The organism is Cupriavidus sp. AU9028 (assembly GCF_019795295.1).
Classification (GTDB): domain Bacteria; phylum Pseudomonadota; class Gammaproteobacteria; order Burkholderiales; family Burkholderiaceae; genus Cupriavidus.
Window position 1 is genome coordinate 17481 of the sequence record NZ_JAIMCG010000018.1, and the last position, 15707, is coordinate 33187.

Consider the following 15707-nt stretch of genomic DNA (forward strand, 5'->3'; position numbering starts at 1 on the left):
CCACTGGTTCCCTGCGTTTGCGAAGGACGACGGAATGCTGACCTGGCTCGAACGACCAACCCGTCGTTCCCGCGAAAGCGGGAACCCAGCGTCTTCAAGAGCCACTGGGTCCCCGCGTGCCCGGGGACGACGGAATGCTGACCTGGCTCGAACGACCAACGCGTCGTTCCCGCGAAAGCGGGAGTCCAGCGTCTTCAAGCGCCACTGGTTCCCCGCGTTCGCGGGACGTCAGCAGCCCCGCCGGTAGCACGGCGGGGTTTTTTCTTTCCGCCCGGCCGCAAGGGTAAACCACACGACGATGCGCCTTGCCTGCTTCCGCAGCCGCGCCTATGCTTGTTTCCATGATTTGTCCGTACAAATAAACGAATAGGACAAACAGTGGTTTCGTTCCGGTCCACCGGACTTCCCACCTCACCACAGAGGAGACAAGCATGCCCTTCCGTTCGCAGGGGAGCCGCGGCTCCCGCGCCCTCGCTTCGCCGATGTCCCCGCCACTGGCGCTTGCCGCTGCTGCCGTTGCCGCTGTCACTGCCGCAATGCCGCTGGCCGCCCATGCCGAGTTTCCCGACAAGACGGTCAAGATCGTCGTGCCGTATTCGGCCGGCGGCGGCACCGACATCGTGGCGCGCAAGCTCGCGGAGAAACTGACGCCGCGGTTGAAGCAGACGGTGCTGGTGGAGAACCGGCCCGGTGCCAACGGCATCATCGGCACCGACCATGTCGCCAAGTCGGCGCCGGACGGGCACACCTATGTGCTGGTGGTGAACACCCATCTGCTCAATCCGATCCTGTACAAGAAGATGCCGTATGACACCTTCAACGATCTGATCGGCGTCACGATGGTTGCCAAGTCGCCACTGGTCTTCGTCGCCAAGTCGGAGCTGCCGGTGACCAACGCGGTCGAGTTCGCCCGCCACGTGAAGGCCAGCCCCGGCAAGTACTCGTACGGCAGCTCGGAGAACATGACCCGGCTGGTCGGCGCGATGTACAACAAGTACCAGAACCTGGACATGGTCAACGTCGCCTACAAGGGCGGCGCGCCGCTGATGACCGACGTCGTCGGCGGCGTTACCACCGTGGGCGTGACCAGCGTGCTGACGGCGATGCCGTTCATCAGTTCCGGCAGGCTCCGGCCGCTCGCCGTCACTGGCGCCGAGCGCACGCCGGCGCTGCCCGATGTGCCGACCATGATCGAATCGGGCATGAAGGACTTCGAGGTCTACACCTCGTACAGCCTGTACGCCCCCGCGAAGACGCCCAAGGCCGCGCTCGATCGCATGCAGAAGGAAGTGCATGCGGTAGTGATGGCGCCCGAGATGAAGGCCATTCTCGCCGAGCAGGCCGCCACCCCGGTGGCGCAGCCGGTCGACCAGTTCAACGCAGAAGTGAAGAAGGACTTCCAGCTGTGGCAGCGCCTGGCCCAGGAAGTGAATCTGCAAGCGGAATGAAGCGCCAGATGAACCACCAGACCATGGAGAGCACCATGACGACCACCGATTCGATCCGTCCCGTTGCCGGCGGCTGGACCCGCCGCGATGTCGAACAGGACGACAGCTGGATTCATCCGCTCACCGAAGCGCAGATCGGCGCGCTCGAAGATGCGCTGCGGCACGCGCTGGGCACCGGCAAGGGCATGTTCGAGATGTCGGTCGAGGACTTTCCGCTCGATGCGGCGGTGCGCGACACGCTGGTCGGCATCGTCGACGAGACGCAGGGCGGGTTCGGTTTCAAGCTGCTGCGCGGCTTTCCGGTCGATCGCTGGAGCCGCGACGAGTTGCGCACGCTGTTCTGGGGCATCGGTCTCGTGCTTGGCGTACCCCGTCCTCAAGGCAAGGCCAGCCAGTTCATGTCGGACGTGCGCGATGCCGGTGGCACCTATCGCTCGGCCACCGGGCGCGGCTACAACACGCGCTCGGGCCTGGATTTCCACGCCGATGGCAGTGACATGGTCGGCCTCTTTTGCGTGCGCACGGCCAGGAGCGGCGGCTCCAGCCTGATCTCCAGTTCGATCGCCGCGCACAACGAGATGGTGCGGCTGCAGCCCGATCTCGCCGCGCAGCTGTATGCGCCGATGATCTTCAGCCGCCAGGGCGAGCAGGCGCCGGAGGAAGCGCCGTACTACAGCGCGCCGATCTTCGGTGTGCGCGACGGCCACTTTGCCTGCCGCCATATCCGCAACCATATCAAGGGCGCGCAGCAGACCTTCGCCGACATTCCGCGCCTGACGCCACAGCAGATCGAGGCACTCGACCTGTTCGACGAATTGCTGGCGCGCGACGACTTGTGCTACCACATGTGGCTGCAACCCGGTGACATTCAGCTGGTCAACAACCATATCGTGCTGCATTCGCGCACCGAATACGAGGACTATGACGAGCCGGACCGCAAGCGTCATCTGTTCCGGCTCTGGCTGTCGCTGCCGCAGGGCCAGCCGCTGCCGCACGGCTGGCAGGACGCGTACAAGGACGTGGAGACGCGTTGTGTGCGCGGGGGCTTTCGCGGCATGGGCATTACCCCGGAGATCCGTGCGTTCGAGGCGCGCATCGCGCGCGCGCACGGCATGCAGTTGCGCATCTATCCCGAGAAGGAGGCAGCATGAGCGCAGTCGAGAAGCCGCAGCAATCCACCCGTCCCGGCATGCGCGAGCTGCTGGCGCGCAAGCGCCTGATCGCCGCGCCGGGCGTGTTCGACATGATCTCGGTGCGCATCGCCGCGCGGATGGGGTTCGACTGCCTCTATATGACCGGCTACGGCACGGTGGCGTCCTATCTCGGGCTGCCTGACGCGGGTCTGGCCACCTACACCGACATGGTCAACCGGGTCGGCGCCTTCTGCTCGGCCGCGCCGATGCCGGTAATCTGCGACGGCGATACCGGCTACGGCGGGCTGCTCAACGTCGCGCATACCGTGCGCGGCTACGAGCGCGCGGGCGCCAGCGTCATCCAGCTGGAGGACCAGGAGTTTCCGAAGAAGTGCGGCCATACGCCCGGCCGGCGCGTCATCGCCACCGAGGACATGGTCAAGAAGATCCGCGTTGCGGTCGAAGCGCGGGAAAGCCGCGACTTCCTGATCCTGGCCCGCACCGATGCCCGCACCACGCTGGGCCTGGACGAAGCGCTGCGGCGCGCGGAAGCCTATGCGCGGGCAGGGGCGGACATCCTGTTCGTCGAGTCGCCCGAGTCCGAGCAGGAACTGGAGACGATCGGCAAGACCTTCGACCTGCCGTTGCTGGTCAACGTGGTGGAAACCGGCCGCACCCCCGTGCTGCCGGCCGAGACGCTGGAGCAGATGGGGTTTGCCATCGCGATCTACCCGGCCATCGGTTTCCTGGCCGCCGGCAAGGCGCTGGAGGACGCGTACTCCCACCTGCAGACGCACCGCACGTCGCTGGGGATCGGCGACAAGCTCTATGACTTTCCGCGCTTCAATACGCTGATGGACTTCGAATCGGTGTGGGAATTCGACAAGCGGCACGCTTCCTGACCATGGTGGCGCAGGCGGGGGCCAGCCGGCGGCGCGCCGCCGTCATGGTGGCCGGCACGCTTGCCTGCACGCTGGCCATCCAGATGATGGCCACGGCCGGCACGCTTGCCTTCGCGGTGCTGGCGCCGGCCATCCCGGGCGTGGCGCTGGCCAGCGTCGGCGTGTTTCTCGCGCTGGTGTATGTCGGCGGCATGATCGGCAGCATCTGCGGCGGCGCGCTGGTGGACCGGCTGGGGCCGGTACGGACGTCGCAACTGTCGCTGCTGATCCAGGCAGCCGCGCTGTGCATGCTGGCCAGCGCCGAGCCATGGCTGCGCCTGCCGGCCGCGCTGGCGCTCGGGTTGGGCTACGGTCCGGTGACGCCGGCCAGCTCGCAGATCCTTGCGCGCACCACCTCGCCGGAGCGAATGAGCCTGGTGTTCTCGCTCAAGCAGACCGGCGTGCCGCTGGGCGGCCTGCTCGGCGGCCTGGCGCTGCCGCCGCTGACGGCGCTGTGGTCTTGGCAGGCCGCGCTCTACATGCTCGCCGCCGCGGGCACGGCCGTGGCACTGCTGGCGCAGGCACTGCGGCGTCAGTTCGACGCCGTGCGCGCCGTTCCTTCCCTCTCCCGCTCGCCAGAGAGGGGCCGGGGGAGAGCGCAGCCGCAGCCCGGCATGGCCGCCCGAGCCGCCCGCCACCTGGCCGGCCCCATCGCCGACGCCCTCTCCAGTCCCAGCCTGCGCGCGCTGGTCACCGTCTCCGTGCTGTTCTCCGCCTGCCAGCTTTCGGTGAGCGGCTACCTGATGGTGTTCCTGACCGACGAGGTCGGTATCTCGCTGACCGAAGCCGGCATGGTCTACGCTGTCACGCAGGGCGCCGGCGTCGCGGGGCGGATCGCCTGGGGCCATCTGGCCGACCGGACCGGCTCGCCGCGCGGCGTGCTGGTCGCCCTGGGCATGCTGATGGCCGTCACCTTGCTGGCCGCGGCATGCTTCAGCGCGCAGTGGCCCGCCCTGGCGCTTGCCGTGGCGGCTGCCGCGCTGGGCGCCACGGCCATCGGCTGGAATGGCGTCTATCTGGGCGAGGTGGCGCGGCTCGCGCCGCCCGGGCGTGTCGCCACGGCCACCGGCGGCGCGTTGTTCTTCACCTATCTGGGCGTGGTAGCCGGTCCGCCCGCTTTCGGCTATCTGGCCCAGGGCACCGGCAGTCTTGGACTGGCGTATGGCGCGCTGGCCGCCATGCCGGCGCTGGCGATCGCGCTGTTACGCCGCGCCGGCAGGCAGGCCCTTGCCGCTGGCGACAACGCCGTACCAAAGGAGCGTCAATGACATCCCGCATCTCCGACAGCGGCGACCGCGCCGACAGTGCCCGCAACCCCTACGACAGCGGCCTGGACCGCAACGCCGCCAACCATGTCCCGCTCTCGCCGCTGAGCTTTCTGCCGCGCGCGGCGCTGGTCCACCCGCACGCCGTCGCGCTCGTCTACGGCGAGCGCCAATGGAGCTGGAGCGAGGTCTTCATCCGCTGCCGGCGCCTGGCCAGCGCACTGCGGGCCCGGGGGATCGGCCGGGGCGATACCGTCGCCGCGATGCTGCCCAATGTGCCGGCGATGTTCGAGGCCCACTATGGCGTACCGGCCACCGGCGCCGTGCTCAACACGCTCAACACCCGGCTCGATGCCCCTGCCATCGCATTCATGCTCGACCATGGCGAAGCGCGCGTACTGCTGGTCGATCCCGAATACGCCGCGGTCGTCAACGAGGCAATGGCGTTGCTGCGTGGACCCAGGCCCCTGCTGGTGCGCGTGGACGACGACGCGGCGCCGCCGGGTCCGCCGATCGGCGAGCTCGACTACGAAGCGCTGCTGGAGCAGGGCGATCCCGAGGCGCCATGGAGCGGACCGGCCGACGAGTGGGACGCGATTGCGTTGAACTACACCTCCGGCACGACCGGCGATCCGAAGGGGGTGGTCACCCACCATCGCGGCGCCTATCTGAATGCCGCCGACAATGCCATCAACTGGCCGCTGCCGCGGCACCCGGTCTACCTGTGGACGCTGCCGATGTTCCACTGCAATGGCTGGTGCTTCCCCTGGACGATGGCACTGGTCGCCGGTACCAGCATCTGCCTGCGGCGGGTCGATCCGGCCGTGATCTTCGACCTGGTGCGCCGCCACCGGATCACCCATCTGTGCGGTGCGCCGATCGTCTACAGCATGCTGGTCAATGCGCCGGCGCAGATGCGCGAAGGCATTGGCCATCGCATCCAGGGCCAGATTGCCGGCGCGGCGCCGCCGGCCGCGGTGATCGAGGCCTGCACGGCAATGGGCATCGACCTGACCCACGTCTATGGACTGACCGAGGTCTACGGTCCGGCCGGCATCTGCGAGCCGCAACCGCAGTGGGACGCGCTGCCGCCCGACGAGCGCGCCCGCATGATCGGGCGGCAGGGCGTGCCCGGCCCGCTGCAGGAGGCCATGACCGTGCTGGACCCGACGACGCTGCAGCCGGTCCCCTGGGATGGCGAGACCATCGGCGAAGTGGTGTTCCGCGGCAACATCGTGATGAAGGGGTACCTGAAGAACCCGTCCGCCACCGCCGCGGCGTTCGCGGGCGGCTGGTTTCATACCGGGGACCTGGCGGTCGTCCATGCCGACGGCTACGTCAAGATTCGCGACCGCAGCAAGGACGTGATCATTTCCGGCGGCGAGAACATCAGTTCGATCGAGGTCGAGGACATCTTGCATCGGCATCCCGCCGTCATGCTCGCCGCGGTGGTCGCCATGCCGGACCCGAAGTGGGGCGAGGTGCCGTGCGCCTTCGTCGAGCTCAAGCCCGACGCGCAGGCCAGCGAAACCGAACTGATCGAGTTCTGCCGCGCCAACCTGGCACGCTTCAAGGTCCCGAAGCAGGTCGTGTTCGGGCCCTTGCCCAGGACATCGACCGGCAAGATCCAGAAATTCGTGCTGCGCTCCCAGGTGAAATCGACCGACGCCCTGGCGTAGCGGGAGGACTGCCCCCGGCTTGCCGCGGGGGCGGCCCACCGCTATGCTGCACGCCACCTTTGCCGCATTGACGACTCGCCGATATGGAACGTGTTGCACCCTTCGATCACGACGCCGAGCCGGCCGCCGCCGAGACGCCGGGCGCCGGGGGCCCGCGCTATCACGCGCTCGCCCGCACCTTGCGCAGCGAGATCGAGAACGGCACCTATCCGGTCGGCGGCAAGCTGCCGACCGAGATGGAACTGTGCAAGCAATTCGGTGCCAGCCGGCATACCGTGCGAGCCGCCATCGACCGGCTGGCGCGCCTTGGCCTGATCAGCCGTACGCCGCGCATCGGTACGGTCGTCACCGCGTCGCGGGCGAGGCAGGGATATGAACTGGCGGTAGGGAAGGTGGGCGACCTGCTGCAGTACGCCGCGACCACGCGCATGCGCGTGGTATCCCGCCAGCTGCAGGAGATCGGCGAGGATGCCGACCCGACGCTGCAACCGTTCCTCGGCCAACGCTGGCTGGTCATTCGCGGCGTGCGCACCGGCGAGGCCGCGGCCGCGCCGATCTGCTACAACGAAGTGTGGGTGCACCCCGATTTTCGCGGCGTGCAGGGGGCCGAGCAGGACATCGAAGCGTCGGTGTTCCACCTGATCGAGCAGCAGTTCAACGTGGCGATTGCCCGCATCGAGCAGGTGATCCACGCCGCTGCCTTGCCCGCCGATATCGCCGCGCTCCTGCAGGTCGACCCCGGCACTGCCGGGCTGTGGATCAACCGGCAGTACCGCGATGCGAACGGACGCCTGATCGAGATGGCGCTGTCGGTGCATCCGGCCGAGCGCTTCTCGTACCGGATGGTGCTGGACCGGGCCTGGCGCGGCCCCTCCGAGGGCGGCTAGGAGCGCCGCCGCGGGGGCGCAGCGGCGCTGGCGTCAGCGACTTCTCAGCGGTTGCCAGGATAGTGCGTGAATCGGCTGGCCGTGCCATCGGCCCGCACCAGCAGCACGTCGTACGTGTCCCGGCGGTCTCCCTGCTCCATGCCGGGCGAGCCCACCGGCATGCCCGGCACCGCCAGTCCGGTTGCCTTCGGCCGCGCGGCCAGCAGCTTGCGGATATCGGCCGCCGGCACATGGCCTTCGAGCACATAGCCCTCGACCACGCCGGTGTGGCACGAACCGAACCGCTCCGGCATGCCCAGCCGCGCCCGGTGCTCGCCGGTGTCCTCGACATTGCGCACCGTGGCCGCGAAGCCGTTCTGCCGCAGGTGCGACACCCAGCCCTCGCAGCAGCCGCACAGCGGGCTCTTGAAGACTTCGATGGCGGGCGCCGCCGTGGAGGCGAGCGCCGCGCGCGGCACGACGGCAAGCGCCGCCGCGCTGGCGGCCCCGGCGGCGAGCAGCATCAGCGCCTGCCGGCGCGTGACAGGCGGCGAGAACGGCCGCGATGGGTCCAGCATCGCCACCCCGATCGATCGCGAAACGCTTCGCTTGCTCATTGCGCCACCCATCCTCCATCCATGTTCCACGCCGCCCCTCGCACCTGCGCGGCGGCATCGCTGGCCAGGAACACCGCCAGCGCGCCGAGCTCCTGCGGCGTGACGAACTGGCCCGAGGGCTGCTTCTCCATCACCAGTTCGCGCTTGGCCTGCTCGACCGGGATGCCCTCGCGCTCGGCGCGCGCATCGACCTGCTTCTGCACCAGCGGCGTCAGCACCCAGCCGGGGCAGATCGCGTTGGCCGTGATGCCGGTCTGCGCCGTCTCCAGCGCGGTGACCTTGGTCAGCCCGACGATGCCGTGCTTGGCCGCGACATAGGCCGACTTCTGGGCCGACGCCACCAGCCCGTGCGCCGACGCGATATTGATGATGCGGCCCCAGTTCTTCTGCTTCATGCCGGGCAGGGCCAGCCGCGTGGTGTGGAAGGCCGAGGTCAGGTTGATGGCGATCACCGCGTCCCAGCGCTCGACCGGGAAGTCCTCGATGTTGGCCACATGCTGGATGCCGGCGTTGTTGACGAGGATATCGACGCCACCGAACTCGCTGTCCGCGTAGCGCATCATCTCCTCGATCTCCGCGGGCCGGCTCATGTCGGCGCCGTGATAGCCGACGCGGATGCCGTTGCCAGCCTGCTCGGCCTCGCGGCGGGCGCCGTCGGCGTCGCCGAAGCCATTGAGGATCAGGTTCGCGCCCTGCGCGGCCAGTGCCTGTGCGATGCCCAGACCGATACCACTGGTCGAGCCGGTGACCAGCGCCGTCTTGCCCTTCAGCATGGTTGCCTCCGTCGAGTAGGGTGAATGGCGCGGCGAATCCCGCCAGCGCCGCCGCCTGGCACTGCGGCCTCATCGTGTTGCCTGCCCCGGCGCCGCGGGAGCGCAAGGACACGGATGCGCGGCCACGTCGGCCAGGTCGGCTTGTCGCATTGTAGCGCCGGGGGCGTACAATCCGGCTTTACCCATCCGCCCCGCCAGGGGCTGTCATCGACGCCGGCACCGGCGTCCGCCACAAGAGAGGGGAGTGAGAATGTCAGCCAGTCCGCGCCTCGGCTTTGTCCAGTGCTTCAGTCCCGCGGGCTTGCACCGCATGGCCTATCACGAGTGGGGGGACCCGGCCAACCCGAAGGTCCTGCTGTGCGTGCACGGGCTGACCCGCACCGGCCGCGATTTCGACGCCCTCGCGCGCGAGATGTGCGGCGAGTACCGGGTGGTCTGCCCCGATGTCGCCGGACGCGGCAACTCCGATCGCCTGGCCGATCCACGCCATTACATCGTGCCGCAGTACGTGTCCGACATGGTCACGCTGATCGCCCGGCTGCAGGTCGAGAAGGTCGACTGGTTCGGTACCTCGATGGGCGGCCTGATCGGCATGGGCCTTGCGGGCTTGCCCGGCAGTCCCGTGCGCAAGCTGCTGCTCAACGATGTCGGTCCACGCATCGCGCCGTCGGCGCTGGAGCGCATCGGCGCCTACCTCGGGTTGCCGGTGCGCTTTCGCACCTTCGAGGAAGGGCTTGCTTACCTCCAGACCATCAGCGCTTCCTTCGGCCGGCACACCCCGGAGCAGTGGCGCGAGCTGAATGCCGCTATCCTGAAGCCGGTGCAGGGCAACGAAGGGCTGGAATGGGGGCTGCATTACGACCCGGCGCTGGCCGAGCCCTTCCGCGGCATCACCCCGGAAATGGCGGCGGCCTCCGAGGCCGCGATGTGGCGATTCTTCGAGGCGATCCAGGCGCCCGTGCTGATCGTGCGCGGCGCGCAATCGGACCTGCTGACGCGCGAGACGACGGCCGAAATGGTGCAGCGCGGCCAGTCGGTGCGCTCGATCGAGATCGAGGATGTCGGCCACGCGCCGACCTTCGTCGATCCGGCGCAGATCGCCATCGCCAGGGACTTTTTTCTCGGCGCCGGCTGATTCGGTCGGCACCGCATCGAACCTGAAACACGCGCCCGACGCGAGGGCGCGACAGCATCGAATCCACACCATGAGCACTGAACTGAAGCGCGCCCACGTCGGCAAACGCCTCTCCGAATACGCCGTCTACAACGGTGTCGTCTATCTGGGCGGCCAGGTCCCCGAGGTCAATCCCGAGGCGGATTTCCGCGCGCAGACCCGCGAGGTGCTGGGTCATATCGACCGCCTGCTGGCCGAGGCCGGCAGCGACAAGACCCGCATCCTGACCTGCCAGATCTTCCTGGCCGACATCGCGCTGATCGGCCAGATGAACGAGGTCTGGGACGAGTGGGTGCCGCAGGGCAATACGCCGCCGCGCGCCACCGTGGAGGCGAAGCTGGCCGATCCGCGCTATCTGATCGAGGTGGTGGTCAGCGCGGCATTGAACGCATAGGCGACAGCGCCGCGCTGACCTCGGCCTGCCCCTCTCCCGTCCGCGGGAGAGGGGCAGGGGGAGAGGGCGCCGGAGAGAGAGGGAAAGCGCGGCAGCAGCATGGTTGAAGGCGGAGAGATCTTGTCGAGATGGTGACGTCGACCGATGTAACGGGGCAGACGGCGGGAACGCCGGACGTGGCCCTGGTCGAGCAGGCGCTGGCGTTCGCCCGCGAGCGGGGCAGCGAGACGACGCTGCCCACCGGCGAAGGCGTGGTGTCGCATGCGGAGGGGATGCTGCGCATCCTCGATGGCCTGCGCGTGGATGATGCCGCGCGGGCGGCGGCCTGCCTGTTTGCCGTCGCCGCCTTCGTGCCCGATACCGAGGGCGAGATCGCGACACGCTTCGGCGACGAAGTGGCACGGCTGGTCAACGGCGTGCGCGAACTGCTGCGCATCGGCGCCATCGCGGTCAATCGCGAAGAGGTCGCCGAGCCCTCCCGGGACCAGGTGCAGGCGCGCCACGAGCAGGTCGAGGCGCTGCGCAAGATGCTGCTGGCCTTCGCCCAGGATATCCGCGTCGTGCTGGTGCGGCTGGCGTCCCGCCTGCAGACGCTGCGCTGGCTCGCGCAGACCAAGACCCCGCCGCTGCCCGGCGTCGCGCGGGAAACGCTGGACATCTACGCGCCGCTGGCCAACCGGCTCGGCATCTGGCAGATGAAGTGGGAGCTGGAGGACCTGGCCTTCCGCTTCGAGCAGCCCGATACCTACAAGCGGATCGCGCGCCTGCTGGACGAAAAGCGCATCGAGCGCGAAGGCTATATCGCGCAGGCGATCGAGCGCCTGCAGCAGGAGCTCGCCGCGGCCGGCATTCGTGCCGAGGTCAGCGGCCGGCCCAAGCACATCTACAGCATCTGGAAGAAGATGCGCGGCAAGAACGTCGACTTCGCCGACCTCTATGACGTGCGCGCCTTCCGGGTGATCGTCGACGACATCAAGGACTGCTATGCGGTGCTCGGCATCGTGCACCACGTCTGGCAGCCGATCCCGCGCGAGTTCGACGACTACATCTCGCGCCCCAAGCCCAACGGCTACAAGTCGCTGCATACGGTGGTGATCGGCGACGACGGCCGCGCATTCGAAGTGCAGATCCGCACGCAGGAGATGCACCACTTCGCCGAGTACGGCATCGCAGCGCACTGGCGCTACAAGGAGGCCGGCGCCAAGGCCTATGCGGGGCAGGTGCTGGCCAACGAGAGCTACGACGAGAAGATCGCCTGGCTGCGGCAACTGCTCGCGTGGAAGGACGATGCCGACCACACCGTCGCCCACGACGAATCGCCCTGGGAGCAGCTCAAGCACGCGGCGATCGACGACCATATCTACACGCTGACGCCGCAGGCCCGCGTGGTGGCGCTGCCCCAGGGCGCGACCCCGGTCGACTTCGCCTACTACCTGCATACCGACCTCGGCCACCGCTGCCGCGGCGCCCGCGTGGACGGTGCGATGGTCCCGCTCAATACGCCGCTGAAGAACGGGCAGACGGTCGAGATCATTGCCGTCAAGCAGGGCGGGCCGTCGCGCGACTGGCTCAATCCGGATCTCGGTTACCTCGCCAGCCCCCGTGCGCGCGCCAAGGTGCGGGCCTGGTTCAACGCGCTGGACTCGCAGGAGACGCTGGCGCAGGGGCGCGCGCTGATCGACAAGACGCTGCAGCGCGAGGGCAAGACCGCCGTCAACCTGGATGCGCTGGCGGCGCGTTGCGGCTTCAAGGGGCCCGACGAACTCTATGCGGCGGTGGCCAAGGAAGAATACAGCCTGCGCCACGTCGAGCACGCGCTGCGCCACCCCGAGGGGGAGGAGCGTTCGCCCATCGACGAGGAAGCGGCGGTCACCAAGAAGAGCCGCGCGACCAGTGTCGCGCGCGGCGCCAAGAGCGGTGTGCTGGTGGTCGGCGTCGATTCGCTGATGACGCAGATGTCGCGCTGCTGCAAGCCGGCGCCGCCGGACGACATCGTGGGGTTCGTCACGCGCGGACGCGGCGTCTCGATCCATCGCCGGCAATGCACCACGTTCCAGCAGCTGTCCGCGCGTGCCCCCGAGCGGGTGATCCACACCGAGTGGGGCATCAAGAGCGACGCCGTCTATCCGGTCGGCATCCAGGTCGAGGCCATCGACCGCCAGGGCTTGCTGCGCGACATCTCGGAGGTGCTTTCGCGCGAGAAGATCAATGTGACTGGCGTGAAGACGCTGAGCAGCAAGGGCGTGGCGAAGATGCAGTTCACCGCCGAGGTGTCCGAGGCGACGCAGCTGCAACGCGCGATGCAGATCATCGAAGAGGTGGCAGGGGTATTGCAGGCAAAACGGAAGTGATGCTATACTTGCGTCTTCACTAGGCTCGTAGCTCAGCTGGTTAGAGCACCACCTTGACATGGTGGGGGTCGTTGGTTCGAGTCCAATCGAGCCTACCAACGAATTGCAGTACAGGCAGTACCCGGAAGTTGAAGTTCAACCCCGACAAACGGAACGAAGACGCCATGGTTATGACACCGCGAACTACTACCGCTGGCAAGCGACAGTAGTCGAGGTGCGCATTCGTCCCGAATTGTCCCGAGGGTTCTCGGGGTGAAATTCAGAAAAACGCGGCCTTGGCCGCGTTTTTTTTCGTCTGTCGCCTGCCAGCGTCCTGATAATCTGCCGGGCGCCCGTCTCGACGGGCAGCCCATCGAACGTCGTTGCGACGCTTCGGCCGACGCCGGCGATTGCTGGCGCAAGGTGCCGAGGCCGGCGCAACCGCTCCGTCGCAATTGCTGTACACCGCCCGTGCCACAGGCCGGCCGTGGCGGAACCCTGTTAGAGGTGCAAGATGATCGCAATCACGCTGCCGGATGGCTCCCGCCGCGAATACCCCGAACCGGTGACGGTCGCCCAGGTCGCCCAGAGCATTGGCGCCGGTCTGGCCAAGGCCGCGCTGGCCGGCAAGGTCGACGGCAAGCTGGTCGATACCAGCTACCTGATCGACCGCGACGCGCAGGTGTCCATCGTCACGGACAAGGACCCGGAAGGGGTTGACGTGATCCGCCATTCGACGGCGCACCTGCTGGCCTACGCCGTCAAGTCGCTGTATCCCGATGCCCAGGTCACGATCGGCCCGGTGATCGACAACGGCTTCTACTACGACTTCTCGTACAAGCGTCCCTTCACGCCCGAAGATCTGGCCGCGATCGAGAAGAAGATGGCCGAGCTGGCGAAGAAGGATGAGCCGGTGACGCGCGAGGTCTGGAGCCGCGACGAGGCCGTGCGTCTGTTCGAGTCGATGGGCGAGAAGTACAAGGCCGAGATCATCGCGTCGATTCCGCAGGACGAGCAGATCGGCCTGTATCGCGAGGGCGAGTTCGTCGACCTCTGCCGCGGCCCGCACGTTCCGTCGACGGGCAAGCTGAAGGTCTTCAAGCTGATGAAGGTCGCCGGTGCCTATTGGCGCGGCGATTCGAACAACGAGATGCTGCAGCGGATCTATGGCACGGCCTGGGCAAAGAAGGAAGACCAGGAAGCCTACCTGCACATGCTGGAAGAAGCCGAGAAGCGCGACCACCGCAAGCTCGGCAAGCAGCTGGACCTGTTCCACCTGCAGGAAGAGGCGCCGGGCATGGTGTTCTGGCACCCCAAGGGCTGGCAGGTCTGGCAGGCGGTCGAGCAATACATGCGGGGCCGGCTGACGGAGGCGGGCTACGACGAAGTGCGCACGCCGCAGGTGATGGACCGTACGCTGTGGGAAAAGTCGGGCCACTGGGCGAACTACAAGGAAAACATGTTCGTCACGGAGTCGGAAAAGCGCGACTACGCGATCAAGCCGATGAACTGCCCGGGCCATGTGCAGATCTTCAACCACGGCCTGCGCTCGTACCGCGACCTGCCGCTGCGCCTGGCCGAGTTCGGCTCCTGCCACCGCAACGAGCCGTCCGGCGCGCTGCATGGCCTGATGCGCGTGCGCGGCTTCGTGCAGGATGACGCCCATATCTTCTGCACGGAGGAGCAGATCGTCGCCGAGGCCAAGGCCTTCAATGAACTGGCCTTCGCCGTCTATGACGATTTCGGCTTCAAGGACGTCGCCGTCAAGCTGTCGCTGCGGCCGGCGCAGCGCGCGGGCTCGGACGAGATCTGGGATCACGCCGAGGAAGGCCTGCGCCTGGCGCTGCGTGCCTGCGGCGTCGAATGGGAGGAGCTGCCGGGCGAGGGCGCGTTCTATGGCCCGAAGGTCGAGTACCACATCAAGGACGCGATCGGCCGCTCGTGGCAATGTGGCACGCTGCAGCTGGATCTGGTGCTGCCCGAGCGTCTGGGTGCTGAATACGTCGCAGAGGACAACGGCCGCAAGCGGCCGGTCATGCTGCACCGGGCCATCCTGGGTTCCTTCGAGCGCTTCCTGGGCATCCTGCTGGAGAACCACGCGGGCGCGCTGCCGGCCTGGCTCGCTCCGGAGCAGGTCGTGGTGATGAACATCGCCGAGGCGCAGGCGGAATACGCAGCAAATGTCGTGGAACTGCTGCGAAAACAAGGGTTTAGGGCCAAGGCGGATTTGCGCAACGAGAAAATTACGTATAAAATCCGCGAGCACTCGCTCCAGAAGATTCCGTACCTGATCGTGGTCGGAGACAAGGAGCGGGACGCCAATCAAGTGGCCGTGCGTGCCCGTGGCAACGTGGATCTGGGGGTAATGCCCGTCTCCGCGTTTGTGGACCGTCTGCAGAACGACGTCGCCAACAAGGCCTGAAGGGAAGTGCACGGCTTGTTTTTTTTCTTCGTGAGGTAACGGAACATCGCTACGGACAAAGGACATCGCATCAACCGGGAGATCAGTGCGCCCGAAGTGCGGCTGGTCGGGGTTGACAACGAGCAGCTTGGCATCGTCAAGTTCATGGACGCATTGCGTCTGGCCGAGGACAAGGACCTGGATCTGGTGGAGATCGCTCCCAATGCGTCTCCCCCCGTCGTCCGCATCATGGACTACGGCAAGTTCAAGTACGAAGAGTCCAAGCGCGCCCACGAGGCCAAGCTCAAGCAGAAGATCATCCAGGTGAAGGAAGTCAAATTCCGTCCTGGCACGGATGATGGCGACTACAACGTCAAGCTGCGCAATCTGAAGCGATTCCTGGAAGACGGCGACAAGACCAAGATCACGCTGCGTTTTCGTGGTCGGGAAATGGCCCACCAGGAGATCGGTGCGCGCGTGCTGGAGCGTCTGAAGGCCGATCTGGAGGAAGTGGGTCAGGTCGAGCAGATGCCGAAGATGGAAGGGCGCCAGATGGTCATGGTGCTGTCCCCGAAGAAGAAAAAGTAAGGGTTTTGCGCGATGGAGCGCCGGTGCGAACCGGCGCCTCGTCGGGCTGAAACGGCGTGGCCCGCTCGCGGGCGCGCAACAACAAGTGGATGCGGGTC

The 15707-nt window shown here is 67.2% G+C and carries 13 protein-coding genes and 1 tRNA gene; 12 read left to right on the forward strand and 2 right to left on the reverse strand.

Annotated elements, in window-relative coordinates; all coding sequences use genetic code 11:
- Positions 1-431 precede the first annotated feature (431 nt).
- From K6V06_RS17635 to K6V06_RS17655, 6 genes are all read left to right on the forward strand, one after another.
- Positions 432-1448, forward strand: coding sequence for a tripartite tricarboxylate transporter substrate-binding protein (locus tag K6V06_RS17635; RefSeq protein WP_222245430.1), 1017 nt, complete (start codon positions 432-434; stop codon positions 1446-1448).
- A 35-nt stretch (positions 1449-1483) separates the two neighbouring features.
- Positions 1484-2599 (forward strand): TauD/TfdA family dioxygenase, encoded by a 1116-nt coding sequence (locus K6V06_RS17640; RefSeq protein WP_222245431.1) that lies wholly within the window; start codon positions 1484-1486, stop codon positions 2597-2599.
- Positions 2596-3483, forward strand: a complete 888-nt coding sequence (locus K6V06_RS17645) for an isocitrate lyase/PEP mutase family protein (protein WP_222245432.1) — start codon at positions 2596-2598, stop codon at positions 3481-3483. The genes K6V06_RS17640 and K6V06_RS17645 overlap by 4 nt, the downstream gene beginning before the upstream one ends.
- Positions 3453-4790 carry an MFS transporter gene (locus K6V06_RS20790; protein WP_370637497.1) on the forward strand — a complete coding sequence of 446 codons (1338 nt, stop codon included), beginning with the start codon at positions 3453-3455 and terminating at the stop codon, positions 4788-4790. Before K6V06_RS17645 ends, K6V06_RS20790 begins: the two co-directional genes overlap by 31 nt.
- Complete coding sequence (locus K6V06_RS17650; protein WP_255581926.1) at positions 4787-6466, forward strand: acyl-CoA synthetase; 1680 nt, start codon at positions 4787-4789, stop codon at positions 6464-6466. The genes K6V06_RS20790 and K6V06_RS17650 overlap by 4 nt, the downstream gene beginning before the upstream one ends.
- Before the next feature lie 83 nt (positions 6467-6549).
- The gene (locus tag K6V06_RS17655) at positions 6550-7353 is read left to right on the forward strand and encodes a GntR family transcriptional regulator (protein ID WP_222245434.1); all 804 of its coding nucleotides are present in this window, start codon (positions 6550-6552) and stop codon (positions 7351-7353) included.
- Between the two features lie 44 nt (positions 7354-7397).
- On the opposite strand, the gene K6V06_RS17660 is transcribed toward K6V06_RS17655, so the two are convergent.
- Together K6V06_RS17660 and K6V06_RS17665 are read right to left on the reverse strand one after the other, a co-directional pair.
- Entirely contained in the window at positions 7398-7856 is a 459-nt protein-coding gene (locus K6V06_RS17660; RefSeq protein ID WP_222245487.1) for a DUF411 domain-containing protein, read from the reverse strand.
- Positions 7857-7945: 89 nt separating this feature from the next.
- Positions 7946-8722 carry a 3-hydroxybutyrate dehydrogenase gene (locus K6V06_RS17665; RefSeq protein WP_222245435.1) on the reverse strand — a complete coding sequence of 259 codons (777 nt, stop codon included), beginning with the start codon at positions 8720-8722 and terminating at the stop codon, positions 7946-7948.
- 250 nt (positions 8723-8972) lie between these two features.
- Here K6V06_RS17665 and K6V06_RS17670 point away from each other — a divergent pair, with 250 nt between their 5' ends.
- From K6V06_RS17670 to infC, 6 genes are all read left to right on the forward strand, one after another.
- Positions 8973-9857, forward strand: a complete 885-nt coding sequence (locus tag K6V06_RS17670; RefSeq protein WP_222245436.1) for an alpha/beta fold hydrolase — start codon at positions 8973-8975, stop codon at positions 9855-9857.
- Between the two features lie 70 nt (positions 9858-9927).
- Entirely contained in the window at positions 9928-10290 is a 363-nt protein-coding gene (locus tag K6V06_RS17675; RefSeq protein WP_222245437.1) for a RidA family protein, read from the forward strand.
- A gap of 128 nt (positions 10291-10418) precedes the next feature.
- Complete coding sequence (locus K6V06_RS17680; RefSeq protein WP_222245438.1) at positions 10419-12641, forward strand: bifunctional (p)ppGpp synthetase/guanosine-3',5'-bis(diphosphate) 3'-pyrophosphohydrolase; 2223 nt, start codon at positions 10419-10421, stop codon at positions 12639-12641.
- Positions 12642-12662: 21 nt separating this feature from the next.
- A tRNA-Val gene (locus K6V06_RS17685) sits at positions 12663-12739 on the forward strand.
- Between the two features lie 395 nt (positions 12740-13134).
- Positions 13135-15042 carry a threonine--tRNA ligase gene (gene thrS / locus K6V06_RS17690; RefSeq protein ID WP_222245439.1) on the forward strand — a complete coding sequence of 636 codons (1908 nt, stop codon included), beginning with the start codon at positions 13135-13137 and terminating at the stop codon, positions 15040-15042.
- A gap of 45 nt (positions 15043-15087) precedes the next feature.
- Positions 15088-15609 carry a translation initiation factor IF-3 gene (infC, locus tag K6V06_RS17695; protein WP_222245488.1) on the forward strand — a complete coding sequence of 174 codons (522 nt, stop codon included), beginning with the start codon at positions 15088-15090 and terminating at the stop codon, positions 15607-15609.
- The last annotated feature ends 98 nt before the right edge of the window (positions 15610-15707 follow it).